This window comes from Pararhizobium sp. A13 (assembly GCF_040126305.1).
Classification (GTDB): domain Bacteria; phylum Pseudomonadota; class Alphaproteobacteria; order Rhizobiales; family Rhizobiaceae; genus Pararhizobium.
Genome location: NZ_CP149510.1, coordinates 906,646 through 927,837 on the forward strand (window position 1 = coordinate 906,646; position 21,192 = coordinate 927,837).

At 61.3% G+C, this 21,192-nt stretch carries 23 protein-coding genes; 14 read left to right on the plus strand and 9 right to left on the minus strand.

The window, feature by feature from the left end; genetic code table 11:
- Nucleotides 1-36: 36 nt before the first annotated feature.
- The 8 genes from WI754_RS04315 to WI754_RS04350 all read left to right on the plus strand — a co-directional run bounded on the left by WI754_RS04315 (nucleotide 37) and on the right by WI754_RS04350 (nucleotide 6,901).
- On the plus strand, nucleotides 37-618 hold the full coding sequence (locus tag WI754_RS04315; RefSeq protein ID WP_349437724.1) for a nicotinate-nucleotide adenylyltransferase: 582 nt from the start codon (nucleotides 37-39) through the stop codon (nucleotides 616-618).
- A 104-nt stretch (nucleotides 619-722) separates the two neighbouring features.
- On the plus strand, nucleotides 723-1,160 hold the full coding sequence (gene rsfS / locus WI754_RS04320; protein ID WP_349437725.1) for a ribosome silencing factor: 438 nt from the start codon (nucleotides 723-725) through the stop codon (nucleotides 1,158-1,160).
- A gap of 204 nt (nucleotides 1,161-1,364) precedes the next feature.
- On the plus strand, nucleotides 1,365-1,847 hold the full coding sequence (rlmH, locus tag WI754_RS04325; RefSeq protein ID WP_349436426.1) for a 23S rRNA (pseudouridine(1915)-N(3))-methyltransferase RlmH: 483 nt from the start codon (nucleotides 1,365-1,367) through the stop codon (nucleotides 1,845-1,847).
- 111 nt (nucleotides 1,848-1,958) lie between these two features.
- Nucleotides 1,959-3,398, plus strand: a complete 1,440-nt coding sequence (locus tag WI754_RS04330) for a murein hydrolase activator EnvC (protein WP_349436427.1) — start codon at nucleotides 1,959-1,961, stop codon at nucleotides 3,396-3,398.
- Nucleotides 3,388-4,710, plus strand: a complete 1,323-nt coding sequence (locus tag WI754_RS04335) for a S41 family peptidase (protein ID WP_349436428.1) — start codon at nucleotides 3,388-3,390, stop codon at nucleotides 4,708-4,710. The genes WI754_RS04330 and WI754_RS04335 overlap by 11 nt, the downstream gene beginning before the upstream one ends.
- Before the next feature lie 136 nt (nucleotides 4,711-4,846).
- Entirely contained in the window at nucleotides 4,847-6,049 is a 1,203-nt protein-coding gene (locus tag WI754_RS04340) for a divergent polysaccharide deacetylase family protein (protein ID WP_349436429.1), read from the plus strand.
- Nucleotides 6,050-6,127: 78 nt separating this feature from the next.
- Nucleotides 6,128-6,655 carry an RNA pyrophosphohydrolase gene (locus WI754_RS04345; RefSeq protein ID WP_349436430.1) on the plus strand — a complete coding sequence of 176 codons (528 nt, stop codon included), beginning with the start codon at nucleotides 6,128-6,130 and terminating at the stop codon, nucleotides 6,653-6,655.
- 102 nt (nucleotides 6,656-6,757) lie between these two features.
- Complete coding sequence (locus WI754_RS04350; RefSeq protein WP_349436431.1) at nucleotides 6,758-6,901, plus strand: hypothetical protein; 144 nt, start codon at nucleotides 6,758-6,760, stop codon at nucleotides 6,899-6,901.
- A 265-nt stretch (nucleotides 6,902-7,166) separates the two neighbouring features.
- Here WI754_RS04350 and bfr read toward each other — a convergent pair whose 3' ends face one another.
- From bfr to WI754_RS04375, 5 genes are all read right to left on the minus strand, one after another.
- The gene (bfr, locus tag WI754_RS04355) at nucleotides 7,167-7,652 is read right to left on the minus strand and encodes a bacterioferritin (protein WP_349436432.1); all 486 of its coding nucleotides are present in this window, start codon (nucleotides 7,650-7,652) and stop codon (nucleotides 7,167-7,169) included.
- Nucleotides 7,618-7,929, minus strand: coding sequence for a (2Fe-2S)-binding protein (locus WI754_RS04360; protein WP_349436433.1), 312 nt, complete (start codon nucleotides 7,927-7,929; stop codon nucleotides 7,618-7,620). Before WI754_RS04360 ends, bfr begins: the two co-directional genes overlap by 35 nt.
- 314 nt (nucleotides 7,930-8,243) lie before the next feature.
- Nucleotides 8,244-11,687, minus strand: coding sequence for an error-prone DNA polymerase (locus WI754_RS04365; protein ID WP_349436434.1), 3,444 nt, complete (start codon nucleotides 11,685-11,687; stop codon nucleotides 8,244-8,246).
- Nucleotides 11,684-13,102 (minus strand): DNA polymerase Y family protein, encoded by a 1,419-nt coding sequence (locus WI754_RS04370; RefSeq protein ID WP_349437726.1) that lies wholly within the window; start codon nucleotides 13,100-13,102, stop codon nucleotides 11,684-11,686. The genes WI754_RS04365 and WI754_RS04370 overlap by 4 nt, the downstream gene beginning before the upstream one ends.
- A 40-nt stretch (nucleotides 13,103-13,142) precedes the next feature.
- Complete coding sequence (locus WI754_RS04375; protein ID WP_349436435.1) at nucleotides 13,143-14,075, minus strand: hypothetical protein; 933 nt, start codon at nucleotides 14,073-14,075, stop codon at nucleotides 13,143-13,145.
- Between the two features lie 169 nt (nucleotides 14,076-14,244).
- Between WI754_RS04375 and WI754_RS04380 the strand changes: the two genes are divergently transcribed.
- Complete coding sequence (locus WI754_RS04380; protein WP_349436436.1) at nucleotides 14,245-14,679, plus strand: metallopeptidase family protein; 435 nt, start codon at nucleotides 14,245-14,247, stop codon at nucleotides 14,677-14,679.
- Between the two features lie 60 nt (nucleotides 14,680-14,739).
- Here the strand turns inward: WI754_RS04380 and WI754_RS04385 are convergent, their stop codons facing one another.
- Nucleotides 14,740-14,946, minus strand: coding sequence for a DUF1737 domain-containing protein (locus WI754_RS04385; RefSeq protein WP_349436437.1), 207 nt, complete (start codon nucleotides 14,944-14,946; stop codon nucleotides 14,740-14,742).
- 3 nt (nucleotides 14,947-14,949) lie between these two features.
- Nucleotides 14,950-15,852, minus strand: coding sequence for a CoA ester lyase (locus WI754_RS04390; RefSeq protein ID WP_349436438.1), 903 nt, complete (start codon nucleotides 15,850-15,852; stop codon nucleotides 14,950-14,952).
- Between the two features lie 125 nt (nucleotides 15,853-15,977).
- On the opposite strand from WI754_RS04390, the gene WI754_RS04395 reads away from it, so the two are divergent.
- The 3 genes from WI754_RS04395 to WI754_RS04405 all read left to right on the plus strand — a co-directional run bounded on the left by WI754_RS04395 (nucleotide 15,978) and on the right by WI754_RS04405 (nucleotide 17,339).
- The gene (locus WI754_RS04395) at nucleotides 15,978-16,223 is read left to right on the plus strand and encodes a hypothetical protein (RefSeq protein ID WP_349436439.1); all 246 of its coding nucleotides are present in this window, start codon (nucleotides 15,978-15,980) and stop codon (nucleotides 16,221-16,223) included.
- A 117-nt stretch (nucleotides 16,224-16,340) separates the two neighbouring features.
- The gene (gene leuD, locus WI754_RS04400; protein WP_349436441.1) at nucleotides 16,341-16,946 is read left to right on the plus strand and encodes a 3-isopropylmalate dehydratase small subunit; all 606 of its coding nucleotides are present in this window, start codon (nucleotides 16,341-16,343) and stop codon (nucleotides 16,944-16,946) included.
- A gap of 6 nt (nucleotides 16,947-16,952) precedes the next feature.
- Nucleotides 16,953-17,339, plus strand: coding sequence for a RidA family protein (locus WI754_RS04405; protein WP_349436442.1), 387 nt, complete (start codon nucleotides 16,953-16,955; stop codon nucleotides 17,337-17,339).
- A 6-nt stretch (nucleotides 17,340-17,345) separates the two neighbouring features.
- On the opposite strand, the gene WI754_RS04410 is transcribed toward WI754_RS04405, so the two are convergent.
- On the minus strand, nucleotides 17,346-17,561 hold the full coding sequence (locus WI754_RS04410; protein WP_349436443.1) for a hypothetical protein: 216 nt from the start codon (nucleotides 17,559-17,561) through the stop codon (nucleotides 17,346-17,348).
- 738 nt (nucleotides 17,562-18,299) lie between these two features.
- On the opposite strand from WI754_RS04410, the gene WI754_RS04415 reads away from it, so the two are divergent.
- Complete coding sequence (locus tag WI754_RS04415) at nucleotides 18,300-19,121, plus strand: alpha/beta hydrolase (RefSeq protein ID WP_349436444.1); 822 nt, start codon at nucleotides 18,300-18,302, stop codon at nucleotides 19,119-19,121.
- Nucleotides 19,122-19,358: 237 nt separating this feature from the next.
- Here the strand turns inward: WI754_RS04415 and WI754_RS04420 are convergent, their stop codons facing one another.
- Nucleotides 19,359-19,535, minus strand: a complete 177-nt coding sequence (locus WI754_RS04420; protein WP_018328377.1) for a hypothetical protein — start codon at nucleotides 19,533-19,535, stop codon at nucleotides 19,359-19,361.
- A gap of 392 nt (nucleotides 19,536-19,927) precedes the next feature.
- On the opposite strand from WI754_RS04420, the gene leuB reads away from it, so the two are divergent.
- Nucleotides 19,928-21,040: a 3-isopropylmalate dehydrogenase gene (leuB, locus tag WI754_RS04425; RefSeq protein ID WP_349436445.1), complete on the plus strand. Its 1,113-nt coding sequence runs from the start codon at nucleotides 19,928-19,930 to the stop codon at nucleotides 21,038-21,040.
- Nucleotides 21,041-21,192 lie beyond the last annotated feature (152 nt).

Below are 21,192 nucleotides of genomic sequence, written 5' to 3' on the forward strand. Positions count from 1 at the left end.
GGGCATCCGGACGGCGTCGATCGATTCTATCTGAAAATGCCGCATGTGGAGCGCGGCATGACGGTCGGCCTGTTCGGCGGCTCCTTCAATCCGCCGCATGACGGCCATGTACTGGTCGCCGATATCGCGCTCCGCCGCCTTGGCCTCGATCAGCTCTGGTGGATGGTGACGCCCGGCAATCCCTTGAAGAACCGCAACCATCTCGCACCGCTTGCAGAGCGCATAAGGCTCAGCGAAGCGATCGCCTTCGATCCGCACATCAAGGTGACCGCGTTCGAGCAGTCGCTTGGGCAAACCTACACGGCACGGACGCTGGAGAAGATCCGCGAACGAAACCGCGACATCCGTTTCGTCTGGATCATGGGCGCCGACAACCTGAAAAACTTCCATCTCTGGCAGGACTGGCAGAAAATCGCGCGCACTTATCCCATCGCCGTCATCGACCGCCCAGGTGCTACGCTCTCCTATCTTTCCTCGAAGATGGCGAGGACTTTCGACTATGCACGTGTCGACGAAGCCCATGCCGCAAGCCTCGCCTGGCGCAAGGCTCCGGCCTGGACCTTCATTCACGGACCGCGCTCGCCGCTCAGTTCGACAGCGCTTCGGGCGAAATCATGAACAATGATTAACCGTCATTTACTTCTCATGTCTTGAAACGTTAAGGCATTGGTGCCTACATTTAGCGTGGCGGTTCGACCGACAATCGAATCGTGGTGCCTGTTCTGTTCAACTGGAAAGGAAAGACCCTGACAACAGTACACGCGAAGGGAAATGTCAGCCGCATTTTCCCGCAAAGCCCGGATCGCAGCGACGAAGCCGCTGCCCGTGCTCTTCACCTGGTCCTCAACAGTCTCGAGGACTCGAAAGCAGAAGATATTGTCACCATCAACATTGCCGGAAAATCGGCGCTGGGAGACTACATGGTCGTGGTCTCCGGGCGATCGAGCAGGCATGTCATGGCGATCGCCGATCACCTGATGACCGACCTGAAGGACGAAGGCTATGGCAATGCCCGCGTCGAAGGCCTGGAAACCGGTGACTGGGTGCTGATCGACAGCGGTGACATCATCATCCACGTGTTCCGTCCGGAAATCCGCGAGTTCTACAACATCGAAAAGATGTGGGCCGCGCCGGATATGGAAGACGGCACTTTGCACTAGGCGCCGAGCCTCCCCGGAGGCGGCCGACGATAGTGGAAATTGTGGATCCTGTGGCGGTCGCGCAGGTGAAATCATCTGATTGCGACCAGTAGCAGAACGAAATTGCGGCACCGGCATTTCGCCGGAACAGATCGACTACGTGTTCAGGCGGCCATCGCGGAAAGCCTGTAGGACTGTCGGCGCGCCGAAAATCGAGGAAACGACATGCGGGTTGGTCTTTTTGCCGTCGGGCGTCTCAAGGCCGGCCCGGAGAAGGATCTTGCGGCCCGCTACCTCGATCGTTTCTCCAAGGCGGGACCGGCGATCGGCCTCGAATTGTCCCGCGTCACCGAAGTGCCTGAAAGCCGCGCCTCGAGCGCCGATACGCGCAAGCGCGAAGAAGCGGCCCTGCTTGAAAAATCCCTCCCCGAAGGCAGCCTTCTCATCCTGCTCGACGAGCGCGGCAAGGCGCTGGATTCGGAAGCGTTCGCCTCCCTCATCGGCTCGTTCCGCGACAGCGGCAAACGCGACCTGATGCTGGCGATCGGCGGCGCCGACGGCCTTGACCCCTCGCTGCACAGCAAGGCGGATGCAGTCATCTGCCTCGGCAAGATGACCTGGCCGCACCAGCTGGTGCGCATCCTGATCGCCGAACAGCTCTACCGCGCCGTCACAATTCTCTCCGGCCACCCCTATCACAGGGTCTAGGCCCACCGCCCCGCCACGCGGATGCCGCAATTGCCGGGGATGGCTGTTGGCGGCGATGGCCAAATCAGCGTAGGGTTTTGCCCGGACGCACGGCTGACAGCGAATGGCGGAATGACGACAGGGTTGAAGAGGCGGGGAAACAAAGGGCAGCCGGCACATGCCGGTTGGCGCGGCCTGCGCGCGAGCCTGTTGACCGCCGGGCTCCTGCTTGCCGCCGACGCACCCGCCCAGACCGCCGAGACGACGGATCGCGTCTCCCGGGCCGCCGCCGGACAGGCGCCCGCACAGGTCGATCCTGTCGCCGATCTCGCACTCAGGCGTGACAGCACCCGCAGCGAACTGGAAGCCCTGTCGAAGACCATCACGCTTTCAAACGACCGTGCAGCCGAACTGCAGGCGGGTATCGAGGAGCTTGAAAAGACCAGCGAGTCACTGAGAGCGGCGATCGTCGATTCGGCGAACAAGCGCAGGGCGCTGGAACAGCAGATCGTCGACGGCGAAGAGAAGCTGACCGCGCTGCGAACGAAGGAAGATGTCGTTCATAAATCGTTGCGCGCCCGGCGCAGCGTGCTCGCCGAGGTGCTGGCGGCGCTGCAGCGGATGGGGCGCAATCCGCCGCCCGCATTGCTCGTCACGCCCGAAGATGCGCTTGCCTCGGTTCGCAGCGCCATCCTGCTCGGCGCCGTCGTGCCCGGCATTCGCCATGAAACGGAAAACCTTGTCGCCGACTTGAAGGCTCTTTCCGGTCTACGCAAGGAAATCACCGCCCAGAAACAGGCGCTCGGCGACGACATGGCATCCCGGCTCGAGGAAGAGCGGCGCATGAACATGCTGATTGCCGAAAAGCAGAAACTGAAGCAACGCAGCGCCACCGAGCTTGCCGCCGAGCGCCGCAAGGCCGAGCAGCTCGCCGCCCAGGCGACCAGCCTTGAAGGCCTGATCGGCTCGATCGAGACCGAGATCGCCTCGGTGCGCGATGCCGCGGCCGCGGCCAGGGCCGAAGAGGAAAACCGCAGGCGGATGTCGGAGGAACAGCGGGCTGAAGCCCGCGAACTGGCCAACAGCGTTACGCCCGACAAAAACCGCATTGCGCCTGCATATGCATTTTCGGACCTGCAGAAAAAGCTCGCATTGCCGGTGGCCGGATCGGTCCTGCGCCGGTTCGGCGATGCCGATGGGACAGGGCATTCGCTCCAGGGCATGATGCTCGAAACCAATGCAGGAGCCTTGGTAACAGCGCCGTCCGATGGCTGGATCGTCTATGCCGGTACGTTTCGCAGTTACGGCCAGATGATCATCCTCAATCCCGGCGACGGTTACCATATCGTTCTGTCCGGGCTCGACGACGTCACGGTGCAGCAGGGGCAATTCGTCGTCGCCGGCGAGCCGCTTGGCACCATGGGTAACAAAAGAGTGGCCAGCGCGACCGCATTGGCGCTGGAAACCGAGCGTCCAACGCTTTACATTGAATTCAGGAAAGACGGAAAACCGGTTGATTCCCGACCATGGTGGACCGCAGCAGACACCGGAAAGGTACGCAATGATTCGTAGAACGTCACTTGTTCTGGTCGGGGCACTCATGGGTGCAGCGGCCACGGGCGTTGTTTATTCCTCCATCGTCCCGGCCGTCGCGGCCAACGCATCCACCTATCGCGAATTGTCGATCTTCGGCGATGTGTTCGAGCGAGTCCGCGCCCAGTACGTGACGCCGCCGCAGGACGACAAGCTGATCGAGAATGCCATCAACGGCATGCTCTCGTCGCTCGATCCGCATTCCAGCTACATGAATTCCACCGACGCCGAAGACATGCGCACCCAGACTAAGGGTGAATTCGGCGGTCTCGGCATCGAAGTCACCATGGAAGACGATCTCGTCAAGGTGACCAGCCCGATCGACGATACGCCGGCTGCCAAGGCAGGCGTTCTTGCCGGCGACTTCATTTCGAAGATCGACGGCCAGGATGTGCGCGGTCTCAAGCTCGAGGAAGCCGTCGACAAGATGCGCGGCGCCGTCGGCAAGCCGATCAAGCTGACCATCCTGCGCAAGGGTGCTGAAAAGCCGATCGAACTGACGATCATCCGCGACATCATCGCGGTGCGCGCCGTCAAGTTCCGCGTCGAGGGCGATGTCGGTTACCTGCGCGTGATCTCCTTCACCGAGAAGACCTATGACGACCTGAAGAGCGGCATCGAGAAGATCAAGGCCCAGGTCCCGGCCGACAAGCTGAAGGGCTATGTGCTCGACCTGCGCCTCAACCCGGGCGGCCTGCTTGACCAGGCGATCAACGTCTCCGACGCCTTCCTGGAACGCGGCGAAGTGGTCTCCACTCGCGGCCGCAATCCGGACGAGACCCGCCGCTTCAATGCCACGGCGGGCGACCTGACGGATGGCAAGCCGGTGATCGTGCTCGTCAACGGCGGCTCGGCTTCGGCCTCGGAAATCGTTGCCGGCGCTCTGCAGGACTTGAAGCGCGCGACCGTTCTCGGCACGCGCTCCTTCGGCAAGGGCTCGGTCCAGACGATCATCCCGCTCGGCGATGCCGGTGCGCTGCGCCTGACCACCGCGCTCTATTACACGCCGTCCGGCAAGTCGATCCAGGGCACCGGCATCTCGCCGGATATCAAGGTCGAACAGCCGCTGCCGCCGGAACTGCTCGGCAAGGTCGAAACGACGAGCGAATCCAGCCTGCGTGGTCATATCAAGGGCCAGAACGAAAACGAGGAAGGCTCCGGTTCCGTCGCTTACGTGCCGCCGGAAGCCAAGGACGACCTGCAGCTGAACTATGCGCTCGACCTGCTGCGCGGCAAGAAGTCGGACCCGGCCTTCCCGGCCAATCCGGAAAAGGCCGAACTGAAGCAGTAAGCCTTCTTGTCCGTGTGTTGCGCGGATTCCGTTGAACATCTCGCCGCCTGGCTCCGGCCGGGCGGCGGTTTCGATTCTTGAACCAGAGGCCTGCCAAGCTTTCCGCCCCTCGCAACCCAGATCGATAGAGACCCTCTTGGGAACAGACCTCAACGCTCCTCTTGGTCAGAACCGCAAGGCGCGCCCTCCCAAATCGCAAAAATTTATCTTTTCTTTCGGCCGCGCCCTTCTCGGCGCAGGCTTTGCGGGGCTGATCGGCGTCTCCGCGTGGACCGTGCTGCGGCCGACCGGCCTCATCGAACCGAAACCCACAGCGGAAGCAGACGCCGCGCAGACAGCTGAAAAACCGGGAGCGGACACGACCGCGGACGGCAAAAAACTCAAGACGTCACCGACAAGCGGCGCCCTTTCCGGCGCCCATGTCGAGGAGACGCTGACGGATGACGGCTCGATCGTCACCAAATTCTCACCCAAGCAACGTGGCGGCGACGGCCCCGCCTTCATCGAGGTCGGCCGCACGAAGGGGCAGGACCCGCGCATGGCCGCCTTTCCTAACGATGCCCTGCTGGAAGACGCGCCGGAAGGCCATTTGCCGATCATCGGTCCGGATGGCCTGCGGCCGATGGATCAATATGCGCGGCCGTGGTCAGGTGCGCGCGGCACGCGCATCGCATTGGTCGTCGGCGGCCTCGGACTGAGCCAGACCGGCACGCAGAACGCGCTGCGCCAGCTTCCGCCCGAGATCACCATGGCCTTCGCCGCCAGCGGCAACAGCCTGCAGCGCTGGATGCAGGAAGCCCGCCGCGACGGCCATGAAATCCTGCTGCAGGTGCCGTTCGAACCTTTCGATTATCCCGACAACAACCCCGGCCCGCATACGCTGCGCGTCGGGCAGGATGCCAGGAAGAACCTGTCCGAACTGCGCTCGTCGCTCGCCAGGATCACCAATTATACCGGCGTCATGAATTTCCTCGGCGGGCGGTTCCTGGCTGACGCCGATGCGCTCGAACCGGTGATGCGCGACATCGGCCGGCGTGGCCTGTTGTTTCTCGACGACGGCACGTCGGCGCAATCGCTGACCGGTACGCTCGCCGATACGATCGGCGTGCCGCACGGCTTTGCCGACATGGTCGTCGACGGCGAACTCGACCGCACCGTCATCCTGAAAAAGCTCGACGAACTTGAGCGCATCGCCCGCCGCAACGGCAGCGCCATCGGCGTCGCCTCGGCCTTCGACGAAAGCGTCGAGGCAATTTCCCAATGGGTCGACGAGGCCGGCACCCGCGGCATCGAATTCGTCGGCGTCTCGGCCCTCGTCAAGGATCCGCAACAACAATAGCGTAAGCCTGTGACGCAGGCGAAACCGCGCACCAGGGTTCATCGGCGCCGGAAAACATGATCAGCAAGGAACACTCGGATGAGCAAGAACAAGTCGAAACCGATCAAGGCGGAAGACCTTCCCTATCGCCCCTGCGTCGGCGTGATGGTGCTGAACAGGGACGGTCTGGTCTGGGTTGGACGGCGCATTGCGGTCGGCAACTCCGAATATGACGGCTCCGCCCAGCTCTGGCAGATGCCGCAGGGCGGCATCGACAAACATGAGGACCCGCTGAAGGCGGCCTACCGCGAGCTCCATGAGGAAACCGGCATGTCCACCGTTTCCCTGCTTGCCGAAGCACCGGACTGGATCAACTACGACCTGCCTGATCACCTGATCGGCATCGGCCTCAAGGGCAAATATCGCGGCCAGACCCAGCGCTGGTTCGCCTTCCGCTTCGAAGGCCACGAGACCGAAATCGCCATCAACCCGCCCCCGGGCGGCCACGACCCGGAATTCGACGAATGGGCCTGGAAACCAATGCACGAGCTGCCGGGACTGATCGTCGCGTTCAAGCGCAAGGTCTACGAGGACGTCGTGGCGGCCTTCAAGCATTTGGCGGGGTAGCGTCACGATGTCGGGCTGAGCTTGCCTTCGATGAACAACGAGAGGACAATCTCTCGAATGGCCTCAACGGCTTGGCCAGGCCCTCCATGACGGGAGACTGCCATGAACCTCAGATACTTGATGGTGGTGATCGCGGTAGCGCTGTCTGTTTTGACGATCTCCGGATGCCAGAGCGGACCGAACTACGATAATCGCCCAATGGACGGAGGCGGTTACGGGTCCGACGGCGGCAACTCAGGCTACTGAAAGCCCCGCGATGGAACCCCCATCGTTGCGCGGCTGATTACACTTGCGGGTATCTTGTTGTCTGCAGTGATCATTTTTGGCGCTCCCCTTTAGGGGCGACTGCCCCGGCGCACTCGCGGGCATTCGGTTTCCACGCCGGTTGCAGCGCCCCGCCGCCCCAAAAGGCGATGAGCCATTCATCGCTGCCCGCGTCGCCAACCCGGATCTTGACGCATAAAAATACCCGCTCCGGGAACCGAAGCGGGTTGCTGTTGGAAACGGAACCTTATTCGGCTTCGTTTGCCGGCGCGGCGTTGAGCTGGCCGTATTTCTCGGCACCGATCTTGTTGAAGAGATCGAGCTGGGTTTCGAGGAAGTCGATGTGACTCTCCTCGTCCGAAAGCAGCTCTTCGAACAGTCTCATGGAAACATAGTCGCCCGCGCCATGACAGATATCGCGGGAGCTCTTGTAGGCCGTGCGGGCGTCGTATTCACCGGCAAGGTCGGCTTCCAGCACTTCCTTGACGTTCTGGCCGATGCGCAGCGGCGCAACCGTCTGCAGGTTGGGATGGCCTTCGAGGAAGATGATGCGGGCGATCAGCTTGTCCGCATGGTGCATTTCCTCGATCGATTCAGCCCGCTCCTTCTTGGCGAGAAGCGTATAGCCCCAGTCCTCAAGAAGGCGATAGTGAACCCAGTATTGATTGACCGCACCGAGCTCGAGGAAAAGGGCTTCGTTAAGCCGCTCGATGACTTTTATGTCGCCTTTCAAGATCCGCTCTCCTGTTTTCTTCGTGGAATTGTTTGAGGCGGGTCATGAAATCAAATATCTGGTCATCCGTCGAGGGGCGGCTGGCATGATATTGCTCGGTGGTGCGGATGATGATGTCGACGACATTGGGGAAACAGCCGCAGCAACGGCCGCGCTTTTCCATCGCGTGGTAAACCTTTGCAGGAACGATCAGCTGCCAACAGTCCTCATCGAGGAGCCCGATGATGGTGTCCTCGATGTCCTTGTCGGTGATGAAATTGCAGCTACAAACCAGCATCTCGCCTGCCCGTGATACGCAACGCACTGAATTTCTTCATAAAGCAAAAGCGGATATTTACTGTCAACAAAAAATTCTGCTCGGTATTTTGCACCTAGAATATTAGATCGATTCTAAACTTGATCAAAAATATCGAATTTTCATTGACTTAATCTTGATCAGGAGAGACTGGACTGCCCTTCCCGATCGTCTTCAAAATTTCTTGACCGCCAAAAATGCCGAACAAATTTTGTTACAAGCGAGCTCTGATCTGCGCGTCGGTCTCGCCTGCCCCCAATTTGCCGATAACTGCGGGGTGGATCCTCCTGTCTGGGCTAATGAAAATTCCGCCCCTTTGGCATGACGCTCGCGGTCTCGACGATCTCGGTGCGGGCAGTCTCCCCAAAATCGCCCTTCCCGGAATGGGCCGGTACAGTCAAACGCTTCTTCTGCCGACGGTCAGCGGTCGGGCGCAGCGCTTGGTCTGCCCGCTCTGACACACCAAAATGACGGGCCTCGCGTTGCAGCAGGCCGAGCATCGATGTCATATCCTCAATATGGTCGACCACGACGTGGATCACCCCGCTTTCGCTCTGGAGCTTGCCCCTGATCTTCACCAGCCGGGCGCCCATGACGATGGACCGGTAGCGGTCGAATATCTTGTTCCAGACGATGGCATTGGCAACACCCGTTTCGTCCTCCAGCGTCATGAAGATCACGCCCTTGGCGGAGCCCGGCCGCTGGCGCACCAACACGAGCCCGGCGATGGTGACCTTCTCACCGTTCGGCACCGTCAGAAGGTCCCTGTTCTTGAGGATACCCTTCTTCGTGAATTCATCGCGCAGGAAGGAAGCCGGATGCGCCTTCAGGGATAGGGAAAGATAGCGATAGTCTTCGATCACCTGCTCGCCCGGCAGCATTTCCGGTAGGTGGGTTTCCGGCTCGACCTGAAGATCGGCACGGTCCGCGCGATCGAACAAGGGCAGCTTTTCCGCGGCACTCTTTGCGTCCAGCGCCCGCACGGCCCAGAGCGCTTCGCGCCGCGAAAGCCCGATCGACCGGAAGGCATCGGCATCCGCCAACCGCTCGATATCGGATTTCTGCAGCCCGGACCGCAGCCAGAGATCGCGCACGGAGTTGTAGCTCTGGCCACGGCTCTTGACGAGCCCTTCCATATCCGGTTCCGAAAGACCCTTGACCTGCCGGAAACCAAGGCGCACCGCCCTCTTCGTCCTGACGATATGCCGCATCGAGAGATGGCGCTGGTCGATCGCGTCTCTGTCGAAGGCGGTATCTTCCAAAAGACAATTCCATTCGGAATGATTGATATCGACGGGGCGCACTTCGACCCCGTGCTCGCGTGCGTCGCGAACCAGCTGCGCGGGCGCATAAAATCCCATCGGCTGCGAATTCAGCAATGCCGCGCAGAAAACGTCGGGGTAATAGGCCTTGACCCAGGAGGAGGCGTAGACGAGCAGGGCAAAGGAGGCCGCGTGGCTTTCCGGAAAACCGTATTCGCCAAAGCCTTCGATCTGGCTGAAGCAGCGTTCGGCAAAGTCGCGGGGGTAACCGTTCCCGACCATGCCGTCGATCATATCCTTCTTGAAGGAATTGACCTGCCCCGACCGCTTGAACGTCGCCATCGAGCGCCGCAACCTGTCGGCTTTGGCGGGAGGGAAGCCTGCGGCGGTAATGGCGATCTGCATCGCCTGCTCCTGAAAGAGCGGAACGCCGAGCGTTCTTTCCAGGACCGCCTTGAGCTCCGGCTTCTGATAGTCGATGGGCCTGTTGTTGCGCTGATCCTCCCGCCGTTTGAGATAGGGATGGACCATGTTTCCCTGGATGGGTCCAGGCCGGACGATCGCCACCTCCACGACGAGATCGTAGAATCTTTCGGGCCTGAGCCGCGGCAGCATACTCATCTGGGCCCGGCTTTCGACCTGGAAGACGCCGATCGTATCCGCCCGGCAGATCATCGCGTAGACCGCCTTGTCGGTCATGTCGCCGAAGCCGCCAAGCGTGACCTGGCGATCATAGTGCGATTCCAGGAGGTCAAAGGCCTTCCTTAGGCACGTGAGCATGCCGAGAGCGAGGATGTCGATCTTCAGGATGCCGATTGTATCCAGATCGTCCTTGTCCCATTCGACCATATAGCGCTTGGGCATCGCCGTCGGCATGATCGGCATGACCTCGTCCAGCCGGTCCCGCGTGATGACGAAGCCGCCGACATGCTGGGTGAGGTGCCGCGGAAAGCTCATCAGTTCGGTCGCGTATTTGAGAACATCCGTCGTCGTCCGGTCGGAGAGATCGAGGCCGGCGGCCTTCGCCTCGCGTTCCGTCAGATCCGCCGCCGACCAGCCCCAGACCGTGCTGGCGAGGGCCGATTGCACATCTTCCGACAGGCCGAACGCCTTGGCCACCTCGCGGCCGGCGGATCGCGCCCGGTAGCTCGTCACCGCCGCCGTCAGGCCGGCATGCTCGATGCCGTATTTTTCATAGATGAACTGAATGACCTCCTCGCGGCGCTCATGCTCGAAATCTACATCGATATCCGGCGGTTCATTGCGCTCCGTCGAGATGAACCGCTCGAACAGAAGCGTCGTTATGGTGGGATCGACTTCCGTGATGCCGAGGCAGAAACAGATGACGGAATTGGCGGCGGACCCGCGTCCCTGGCAGAGGATTTTCAGCGTGTAGCGGGCGTGATGGACGATGTTGCGCACCGTCAGAAAATAATGCTCGTATTTCATCTGCTTGATGAGATCGAGCTCATAGTCGATCTGCTTGGAGACCTTCTCAGGAAGGCCCTTTCGATACCGGTCGCGCGCGCCTTCCCAGGTCAGGCGCGCCAGCGTCTGCGACGGCGTTTCCCCCTCGACGCCTTCATCCGGATAATTGTGGCTGAGCTCATCCAGCGAGAAGGACAGGCTCCCGAAGAACTTTTCGGTATTGGCGACCGCCTTTGGGTAGTCCCGAAACAGGCGCGCCATCTCGCGCCCGTGCTTGAGATAACGCTCGGCATTGGGCGCCAACCGGAAACCGGCCTCCGTAATCGTCACATGCTCACGGATGGCGGTGACGATGTCGGACAGGGGACGGCGGGAGGGGTGGTGATAGAGCGGCTGGTTGCTGGCCATCAGCGGGACGCGGTTGCGGGCAGCCAGCATCGAGAACGCGGCGAAAACCTGGGCATCCCGGCCATCATAGGACGGGGAAAGCACCAGATGGAGTTTGTCGCGAAAGCGTTTCCTCAGGCGCTCAAGGCAGTCTTCCAGCTTTTCCTGCGCACCGGCATCGTCCAGCAAGGATGGGGTGGGGATGAGGGCAAGCATCATCTCGTCTCCCCATTCGATCAGGTCTGCTTCCTTCAGGATGCACGACCCTTTTTGGGTTCTCAGGTTTCCGGCACTCAGCAGGCGGCAGAGATGGGCCCAGCCCTTTCTGTTTTGCGGGAAGGCGAGGATATCCGGCGTGCCATCGGAAAAGACCAGCCTTGCGCCCGGTTGAAAGGGAACCGGCTTCAAAGGTTCCTTCTCCGCGTCTCCCTTTTCGCGACGCTCCCGGTTTTCTGCGACGATCTTTTCATAGTCTTCCTCCAGCGCCCTGACCTGCGCATGAGCCCGGACCACGCCTGCGACCGAATTCCGGTCGGCGATCCCGAGACCCGCGAGCTTCAGCAACGCGGCCTGCGTCACCATTTCCTCCGGCTTGGACGCGCCTTCGAGGAAGGAGAAATTCGTCCGGGCGCCGATCTCGAAAAATTGCGGTGCGGTGCTCATGCGAAAACCCCATGCATGAACCAGCGCGGCGGCGGCAGCTGGCCGTAGAGGCCTTCGCGGTAGATCCAGAAGCGATGGCCGGTGTCGTCCTCGATGCGGAAATAATCCCGCGCCCGGGCGTCAGTGCCATCGATCCACCATTCCATGGCAAGCCGCTCCGGCCCCTGGCTGCGGGAGACGCGATGCAGCATGCGCCGCCAGCGGAAGCTGTCGGGCGGCCCCTCGGGCACTTCAGCCAAAGAGACCTCCACCGATTCCGGCCTTAAGAAAAGCCTGAGCGGCCGTTCGCTGCGAGACCAGGAGAAACCGCTTGCCTCCGGCTTCTTGCCGGATGACAGCGTGCGGATGGCAGGAGCAGCAGTCATCGCCCGTTCCGGCACGTGGCTTTCGCGCAACTGAAAACTCTGCAGGCAATCGGCACCGAGACGGGCCGAAACGCGATCGACGAAGCTGGCAAGGGAAACATCCTTTTGCCGGTCGCCATCAAAATCCTCCTGCGCGGCATCGAAGGCTTCATGCCGCATGACGTTCAGCCGCAGGATTTCAAAGCCATAGCCGGCATCGAGGTCGTCATGAACGGCCTGGAGACGCTCGGAAAAGAGCGCAGCGATGCGCCTGGGATCCCGCAACGGCTGCGAAGCGCCGGCCGCGACGCGAAAGACCCGGCCATCGACCCGGAACAGCACGAGCTCGAAAGCGCGCCCGCCCGCGCCGCGCTCCTCCAGGCTGGTTTTCAGCGACAGGGCGATCTGCCCGGTGAGATACAGGATGTCTTCCTCCGCCTGAATGGGGTCAGTGAGGCGGCGTTCGGCGGAGAGGCTGGCGACGGCCCGCCGCGGTGAAACGGGCTCTTCGTCACGGCCAAGCGCCTGATCGAGCCGCAAGAGCAGGTGCGCTCCGAAACGGCGGGCCAGAGGCGCCCGTGGCGCAAGGAGGAGATCGCCGACCTGTTTCAGTCCGAGCTTCTGCAGCGCGGCGATGGTCTGCTCTTCCAGCCGCAGCGAAGCGACCGGCAGGGGCGAAAGCACATGCTCCATCTCCTCGTCCGCAATGACGCCGCCGCTGCCGAAGCGGGAGATCGCCCAGGAGAGGCCCGGCGCCGACGAGATGGCGCCACGCGCATCGATCCCCATCTGGAAGAGCCGTGACAGGATATCCTTGAGCAGCGCCTTCTCGCCGCCGAAGAGATGGGCGCAGCCGGTGATATCGAGAAACAGCCCGTCCCGGCCGTCGAGCGCCACCAGGGGCGTGTAACGGTCGCACCAGTCGGCGATACCATCGAGCAGGCGGCGATCGGCGCCCAAGTCTTCCTCGACGACATCGAGCGCCGGACAGATCGCCCGCGCTTCCGCAACACCCTGATTTTTCTTGAGGCCGATCGCTTCCGCGGCCTCGTCAAGGGCCGTCAATCGCATGGCATTGTTGAGCCGCCCGGAGCAGACGAGGGGATGGGCCTCAGGACGCCTGATCGAACGCCAGGACAGCCCCCATTTCTTGCGGGCGATCCGGTCGGTTGGCAGGTGCGGGAAGGCGAGGGCCAGAATGCGCTGCGCGCTTGCGCGGAGGCCGAGCATGTTCTGGCTCGCGGGCGGGGGAAAACTGACGGTCATGGGGGTTCCACTCCAGAAGTAGGGAGAGGGGAGCCGGATTTCGGCTCTTCTCCAGGGTGAGACGGAAAACCGGATTGCCGATGCTGCCGCCAAGCATCGACCGGTCCGGCAAAAGCCTGATTGCCGCGGGCGCCGGCTCCACGAGAAAACGAAGGGCAGCGCTGCTTGCCTCTTCTTCTCCGGATTGCCGCATCAGGAAGAGCGGCCGCCTCGCCGCCTTTGCCCTGAGACCGAGCCTTCGGCTTTCGGTCAGGCCAAAATGCGCCGGATTGCCTTTGACCTCCAGCAGAGTGACGGCGAAGGCGCCGCTTTCCATCGCCGTTTCGGCAAGCCAGAGGGCTTCGTCCAATTTGCGCGGTGCCGCATGGAGGAAGCGCTTCGGATCGAGGCCGTAATCCTTGAGCCCCAACGGATAGGGCACGCCTGCCTCCATCGACGTGACCCTGTCGGTGATCCAGAGGATCGGCGCGAGATCATCCACCGCCTGTTTTTGAATGAGGGCGGAAAGTGCCAGGGCAAAGCCGGCCGAGGCGGTCGCATCGCGCAGACATTGCGAGCGGATTTCCGACAGTCCATCAAGCGGCAAGCCGCCGTCCAGGGCCTCATCGAGCACCGTCACGCCGAGCGGCAGACGATGCTTTTCCTTGCCCGCGCCGCCACGTTCAGCCAAAGCCTCCTGTCTGGCGGCTGTCAGGGCAGGGACCGGTTTGCCTTCCAGCCTTGCTATCTCTTCACGGAGCGCAAAAAGCTGCTCACGCGCCATGGGCGTCTGCGCCATGACGTTACTCCAATCCATATTGTTCCTGTTATGTTCTTATTGATTCCAGAGCTTCAGGGAAGAGTCAACGACAATTTATAAGAATTTATTCCTTGACAGGAGGCATCCAAATTCAACCCTCGAAAAACGCTCATGAAATGGCTATATCAAGGGGTAATAAGGAGTGCCCATGGCCCGCATAGACCAGACCGATGATTGGCGTGAACGCCACGCGCCGACAATCAGCACATTCGAATCCCTGGCACTGGAGGCCTATAGCCATCTGCCGGAGGAATTCCGGGCGCTTGCCACCAACCTCACCATCGAGATCGACGACTTTCCGAGCGAGGACGTTTTCGAGGACATGGCGCTGGAAACGCCCTTTGACCTCTTGGGCCTGTTCGAAGGACGCGGCATCGGCGAGCGCTTCAGCATGGAAACCGGCCAGGTGCCGAACCGGATCACGCTCTATCGCCGGCCGATCCTCGACTACTGGGCGGAAAACGAGGAGACGCTGGGCGACATCGTCACCCATGTGCTGATCCACGAGATCGGCCACCATTTCGGCCTGTCCGACGACGACATGGAGCGGATCGAGGCAAGCGTCGAGCATGTGGGCGGTTAAACCGCCCGAAAGACCCAAGGAAAGCGCCGCGTATCAAATGATGCGCGGCGCTTTTTCATTTCACTGCTCGGAAAGTTTCATGTCCGGGTGATAGTCCTTGCCGTCGACGTCCTTGACGATCGCCTGTCCGGTCATCGGCCGGCCCGTCTGGCTGTTGAAGGAAAGCGCGGGCGAGCCGTGCAGCGACCAGCCCTTGTTGAGGGCGTCGGTGACGCGGTGGCAGAAAGCGGCATCGTCGGTGCCGGTCAGGAAACGGTAGAGTTTCATACTTCACGTCCTTTTATGCTGAATGGCCTCTGCCTTGGCGGCGAGGCGCAGGGCCTGCTCGAGATGCAGGCGCTCGACCATCAGGCCATTGAGATTGATGACGCCCTTGTCGCGGTTTTCCGGGAGCGCGAAGGCATCGATGATGGATCTGGCTTCAGTGACGTCGGCTTCGTCGACACCGAAATGATCGTTAGCCGGGCCGATCTGGGCCGGGTGGATCAGCATCTTGCCATCGAAACCCATGTCGCGGCCTTGCGCGCATTCCGCAGCGAAGCCGGCCGTATCGCGAAAATCGTTGAAGACGGCATCGATGACATCGAGACCGCAACTGCGGCCGGCAAGCAGGATCTGCATCAGCCAGGGCACGAGATAGGTGCGGCCGGGCAAAGCGGGCACGCCGGTTTCCTTGCGCAGATCGTTCAGCCCGGGCACGAAACAATCGAGCCTGCCGCCGCGCGTGCGGCCGGTCTCGGCGATCGCAGCGGCATTGAGCACCCCGTGCGGGGTCTCGATCATCGCCCAGAGACGCAGGGCATCCGGCGCGTCGTTTTCCGACAGCATGTCCGCGACCGCCAGGATATCCTGGGGGCTCTCCACCTTGGGCAGCAGGATGGCGTCGGGCGAAAGCGCCAGCATCGCTGCCAGATCCTTTTCGCCGAAGGGGGTTTTCAGGCCGTTGATGCGGACGATCACCTCGATATCGCTGCGCCGTTTGCGGGCGAGGTGATCGGCAAGCGTCCGGCGGGCGGCGGCCTTGTCGTCGACGGAAACGGCATCCTCGAGATCGTAGATCACGGCGTCACAGGCAAGGGTCGCGACCTTGGCAAGCGCGCGGGCATTGTCGGCGGGCACGCAGAGCACCGAACGGCGCAGGCGGACGGGATGGCGATCGGCAACTGAATTCATGCGGCTTTTGTGCCCGGCTTTCGCCTTTTTCGCAAGGCAGACATGTCATCCGCCGCGCAATACCAGAGAAGGTCTTGCAAGGCGGGGCGGGCGGCCCCACATTTCAGGTAACGAAAGGTACGATCATGCAAAGCATTCGCTCCCTCCTGCTCACGGCCGCCGGCATCGCGTTCACGCTGATGGCGCTGGTCTTCACGGCTTCGCTCGGCCTGGCGCTCGCCGGCATCGCGACCGTGCTCGTTATCGGCAGCGCCATTTCCGCGCGGCTTTCGCCGAAGCCGGTGCGCGCGGCAGCAGGCCGCACAGCGGGACGGCAGGAGCGTGAACCGCGCATCTGGAACGACGGACGCGGCACGATCATCGATCTCTAAGGGCGGAAAGCCGACTTTCCGGCCCTCTGCCACGAGATTTTCCTTCATTTCGGCGCAAAATTGCTCTAAACGCTGGGCGGAAATTTTTCCGTCCCGTTGAAATCGAAGGCCATTGCCATGGACAAATTCGTCAAGCTCACCGGCGTTGCCGCGCCCCTTCCCGTCGTCAATATCGACACGGACATGATCATTCCGAAGGATTACCTGAAGACGATCAAGCGCACCGGCCTTGGCACGGGACTGTTCGCCGAGGCCCGCTACAACGAGGACGGCTCCGTCAATCCGGATTTCGTGCTCAACAAGCCCGCCTACCAGAACGCCAAGATCCTGGTTGCCGGCGACAATTTCGGCTGCGGCTCCTCGCGCGAACATGCGCCCTGGGCACTCCTTGACTTCGGTATCCGCTGCGTCATCTCGACCTCGTTCGCCGACATCTTCTACAACAACTGTTTCAAGAACGGCATCCTGCCGGTCGTGGTCTCGCCGGAAGACCTGGAAAAGCTGATGGATGACGCCAGCCGCGGCTCCAACGCCATCCTGACGGTCGATCTGGAAGCCTGCGAAATCACCGGGCCGGACGGCGGCAAGATCACCTTCGAGCTCGATGAATTCAAGCGTCACTGCATGCTGAACGGCCTCGACGATATCGGCCTGACACTGGAAAAGGCCTCCGCCATCGACACATTCGAGAAGGCCAACGCCGCTTCGCATCCCTGGGCGTAAGGCCTGATGCCAAGCCAGCGCAAACTGATCTCGTCCGGCTCGCCGTTTGAAAAGACGGCGGGCTATTCGCGCGCTTTGGTACAGGGCGACTGGTGCTTCGTTTCCGGCACGACCGGCTATGACTATGCCACCATGACCATGCCGCAGACGGTGGAAGAGCAGACCCGCAACTGCCTGAAGACGATCGAGAGGGCGCTGACGGATGCCGGATTTTCGCTGAAGGACGTGGTGCGCAATCATTACTACGTCACCGATGCCGCCTTTGCCGATGTCGTGTTCCCGATTCTGGGCGAGGTCTTCGGCGATATCCGTCCGGCGGCGACCATGGTGGTTTGCGACCTGATCCGCCCGGAAATGCTGATCGAGATCGAAGTCACCGCCTTTCGGGGCTGACGACCGTCACCCCTCCACGAAGGGCGGACCCAAGGGCTCGCCCAGCCCAGCTTTTGCCAGTTCCCGATGATGGCAGAGAAACACGCTGCGCCGGAACGCGACCATCTCGCGCTCGTCGTCGGTCTTCGCCTGCGCCAGGTGTTGCGCAACCATTTCAGGCGTCGCGAGTTCGATGGTATTGGCGAAAAAATCCAGCATCTCGTCGATCTCTGCATCAGGCATTTCGCGAACGCACAAAAGCATTCCAAACCTGGCGGCCTTGCCCAGACAGCGGCGATCGCCTCGGGACGATCGTCGTGTCGCAGGTCTCCGGTGCCGGCATTCAGCATCACAGCTCCGGTACGTCACGCTTCCCATCCCGACATGTGTGCCCCACAGGCACGCCCGCCCCAGAAGGACGGAGGGGATCCATTTTCCGGGGGCTCTCCTTCCGGTCCGCCTGACGTTCGCAGCCTCCTCATCGAAGCCACGAGGTTTCCCGTGGAGCGCCAGCCCTGCCTCGCCGCAAACGTCTTGCGGTGTATCCGCGACAGGACGCCATGATCACGGCACAGGTTTTCGGGACGGGGATCAGCGGGGATGAAATTTCACGTCGGAAAATCGCCGAAGGGGCCTGGTTCGCGCTGGCGACATAACGGCGCGCTACTTCGAAGACTATAAGAAATGCCGGGTTTAAAAGCCTGTCGATCAGATTAAAGTGTCTGACGTCCAGAGCGTCGAACGCGATGCGTCACGGCGCTGCAATGCTTTGAACGTGTTTCATTATTTCATTCTTAATCGATGCCGATCCAGGCAGAAGCGGCACCCGCAAGAACGACGTGATTTTTGTTCTGTTGGGGGGGGGGCGGCGCCTTGTTCGGACGACTGGCAATTCGAGACGGCAAACATTTTTTGGCAATCCGCATTTCACCCCGGGCCGCACGGCGTGGCCCTCCCCGCAGCACGAAGGAACCGCAAGAGATGGCTACGATCACCACCAAGGACGGAACTGAAATCTTCTACAAGGACTGGGGCAGCGGTCAGCCGATCCTGTTTTCGCATGGATGGCCGCTTTCGGGCGACGCCTGGGAAGCGCAGATGCTGTTCTTCGGTCAGAACGGCTACCGCGTCATCGCCCATGACCGCCGCGGCCACGGCCGTTCCTCCCAGCCCTGGGACGGCAACAATATGGACCAGTATGCCGATGATCTGGCCGGGCTGATCGAAAAGCTCGACCTCAAGGACCTGATCATGATCGGCCATTCGACCGGCGGCGGCGAAGTCGCCCACTATATCGGCCGCCACGGCACGCGCCGCGTTGCCAAGGTCGTGCTGGTCGGCGCCGTGCCGCCGCTGATGCTGAAAACGGACGCCAACCCGGAAGGCACGCCGATCGAGGCCTTCGACGGCATCCGCAAGGGCACGGCCGAAGATCGGTCGAACTTCTTCCTCAATCTGACCATGCCGTTCTACGGCTTCAACCGCGACGGCGCGACGGTCAATGCCGGCCTGCGCGAAAGCTTCTGGCTGCAGGGCATGATGGGCGGCATCAAGGGCCACCATGATTGCATCCACGAATTCTCCGAGGTCGACTACACCGAGGACCTGAAGAAGATCGACGTTCCGACCCTCTTCATCCATGGCGATGACGACCAGATCGTGCCGATCGCCGCTGCTGCCGAAAAGGCCGTGAAGATTGTGAAGATTGGTACGCTCAATGTCTACAAGGGCAGCGGCCATGGTCTTGCCCAGGTCGAGCCGGACCGCTTCAACGCTGATGTTCTGGACTTCATCAAGTCTTGAATTTACGTGAGCCAACGGGCAGGGTTTTGAATGCTCCTCATAGCCGCCTTGTGGCGGGTATCCAGCGCGCCCAAGTCCTTGGGCGCAAAAGACTCTTTTCACGCGATCGACATCGCGTGACTGGATTACCGGCACAAGGCCGATAATGAGGTGAACCAAAACTGGCCTCCCAAAACACCAAAAACCCGGCTGCAGGGACAGCCGGGTTTTCAGGGAGGAAGTCAGAAACAGCGGCGCTTATTCGCAGACGCGGATCTTCTTGATGATCACGTTGCCGTAATAGTCGTAGGTCTTGACCTTCTTGATGAAGCAATAGGGCTGGCAGTCGTCGCTGTAATAGCCGGCCTGCGACGGGGCGGCGAAGGAAACAGCAGTGATGGCAGCGACAGCGGCGGTCAAAACGAACTTGCGCATATGGGTCTCTCCTTGAGATCTTGTTTGGATGAGCCTCCCTCATCCAGTGACCCGACTATTCCACGCCCCAGGCGCCCGCGCTGTTCCGGATGGAACAGGATTTGCTAAACTTCAGGATTTGGATTTTCCGGCAAAGAGAAGCATGTCCAGTGTGGCCCGCAAGGTTGCGGAAACGGATCGGATCAGTTTGCGCATGGTTCTTTCCATCGGCAGAACCGGAAGACATGCCCGGCCAAGGCAGAATCCCACGCTCCAGCTAGCAGCGCCTGTTCCGGCAGGAACTGAATTCTGCGCACAATTCTTTCCAAAACCGCATTTTCCTTGAACGGAAGTTGCGTTAAGAACGCGCCAACATCTGACAAGCCCACCCTTCGACTTAAAAGGAATGCCCCATGACAGTGCGCAGTCTTTTCCTTCTCCCCGGCGACGGCATCGGCCCCGAAGCCATGGCGGAAGTCCGCAAAATCATCGCCCATATGAACGCCGAGATGGGGGGCGGCTTCACCACGGACGAAGGTCTGGTCGGCGGCAGCGCCTACGACGCCCATGGCGCGGCGATTTCCGACGCGGACATGGCAAAGGCGATGGCGGCGGACGCCGTTCTGTTCGGCGCCGTCGGCGGCCCGAAGTGGGATGACGTTCCCTATGAAGTGCGCCCGGAAGCCGGCCTGCTGCGCCTGCGCAAGGATATGGAACTGTTTGCCAACCTGCGCCCGGCGATCTGCTACCCGGCGCTGGCCAATGCTTCTTCGCTGAAGGCCGAGCTGGTCGAAGGCCTCGATATCCTGATCGTGCGCGAACTGACCGGTGGCGTCTATTTCGGCGAACCGAAAGAGATCATCGATCTCGGCAATGGCCAGAAGCGCGGCATCGACACGCAGGTCTATGACACCTACGAGATCGAGCGCATCGCCGGCGTCGCCTTCGAACTGGCACGGACCCGGCAGAACCGCGTCTGCTCGATGGAGAAGCGCAACGTCATGAAGTCGGGCGTGCTCTGGAACCAGGTGGTGACGGCGACGCACAAGGCCAAATATTCCGACGTGCAACTGGAACACATGCTGGCAGACGCTGGCGGCATGCAGCTGGTCCGTGCGCCAAAGCAGTTCGACGTGATCGTCACCGACAACCTGTTCGGCGACATGCTGTCGGACGTTGCCGCCATGCTGACCGGCTCGCTCGGCATGCTGCCGTCGGCTTCGCTCGGCGCTCCGGATGCCAAGACCGGCAAGCGCAAGGCGCTGTACGAGCCGGTCCACGGCTCGGCGCCGGACATTGCCGGCAAGGGCATCGCCAACCCGATCGCCATGATCGCCTCGTTTGCCATGTGCCTGCGTTATTCCTTCAACCTGGTGACGGAAGCCGACAATCTGGAGAAGGCGATCGCCAACGTGCTCGACAAGGGCATCCGCACCGGCGACATCATGGCCGACGGCGCCCGCAAGGTCGGCACAACCGAGATGGGCGATGCGATTTTGGCCGAGTTCAAGGCGCTTTCGGCGTAAGGCCTTGCGTCAGTATCAACTGTATGGAACGGCACCCGAATCCTGAAGGTTCGGGTGCCGCTTTGTTTGCTGGGCTTGATTATTCATCAAGAGAACCACAGCTTTCCAGGAGACGCTTCCCTAACTCCGTCATTCCTGTGCTTGTCACAGGA

Coding starts and splice junctions, on each gene's coding strand:
- WI754_RS04315 (WP_349437724.1), top strand. CDS start 37: ATGCCGCATGTGGAGCGCGGCATGACGGTCGGCCTGTTCGGCGGCTCC.
- rlmH (WP_349436426.1), top strand. CDS start 1,365: ATGCGGGTTGGTCTTTTTGCCGTCGGGCGTCTCAAGGCCGGCCCGGAG.
- WI754_RS04330 (WP_349436427.1), top strand. CDS start 1,959: ATGACGACAGGGTTGAAGAGGCGGGGAAACAAAGGGCAGCCGGCACAT.
- WI754_RS04335 (WP_349436428.1), top strand. CDS start 3,388: ATGATTCGTAGAACGTCACTTGTTCTGGTCGGGGCACTCATGGGTGCA.
- WI754_RS04345 (WP_349436430.1), top strand. CDS start 6,128: ATGAGCAAGAACAAGTCGAAACCGATCAAGGCGGAAGACCTTCCCTAT.
- WI754_RS04350 (WP_349436431.1), top strand. CDS start 6,758: ATGAACCTCAGATACTTGATGGTGGTGATCGCGGTAGCGCTGTCTGTT.
- WI754_RS04360 (WP_349436433.1), bottom strand. CDS start 7,929: ATGCTGGTTTGTAGCTGCAATTTCATCACCGACAAGGACATCGAGGAC.
- WI754_RS04365 (WP_349436434.1), bottom strand. CDS start 11,687: ATGAGCACCGCACCGCAATTTTTCGAGATCGGCGCCCGGACGAATTTC.
- WI754_RS04370 (WP_349437726.1), bottom strand. CDS start 13,102: ATGCGATTGACGGCCCTTGACGAGGCCGCGGAAGCGATCGGCCTCAAG.
- WI754_RS04375 (WP_349436435.1), bottom strand. CDS start 14,075: ATGGCGCAGACGCCCATGGCGCGTGAGCAGCTTTTTGCGCTCCGTGAA.
- WI754_RS04380 (WP_349436436.1), top strand. CDS start 14,245: ATGGCCCGCATAGACCAGACCGATGATTGGCGTGAACGCCACGCGCCG.
- WI754_RS04385 (WP_349436437.1), bottom strand. CDS start 14,946: ATGAAACTCTACCGTTTCCTGACCGGCACCGACGATGCCGCTTTCTGC.
- WI754_RS04390 (WP_349436438.1), bottom strand. CDS start 15,852: ATGAATTCAGTTGCCGATCGCCATCCCGTCCGCCTGCGCCGTTCGGTG.
- WI754_RS04395 (WP_349436439.1), top strand. CDS start 15,978: ATGCAAAGCATTCGCTCCCTCCTGCTCACGGCCGCCGGCATCGCGTTC.
- leuD (WP_349436441.1), top strand. CDS start 16,341: ATGGACAAATTCGTCAAGCTCACCGGCGTTGCCGCGCCCCTTCCCGTC.
- WI754_RS04405 (WP_349436442.1), top strand. CDS start 16,953: ATGCCAAGCCAGCGCAAACTGATCTCGTCCGGCTCGCCGTTTGAAAAG.
- WI754_RS04410 (WP_349436443.1), bottom strand. CDS start 17,561: ATGCCTGATGCAGAGATCGACGAGATGCTGGATTTTTTCGCCAATACC.
- WI754_RS04415 (WP_349436444.1), top strand. CDS start 18,300: ATGGCTACGATCACCACCAAGGACGGAACTGAAATCTTCTACAAGGAC.
- WI754_RS04420 (WP_018328377.1), bottom strand. CDS start 19,535: ATGCGCAAGTTCGTTTTGACCGCCGCTGTCGCTGCCATCACTGCTGTT.
- leuB (WP_349436445.1), top strand. CDS start 19,928: ATGACAGTGCGCAGTCTTTTCCTTCTCCCCGGCGACGGCATCGGCCCC.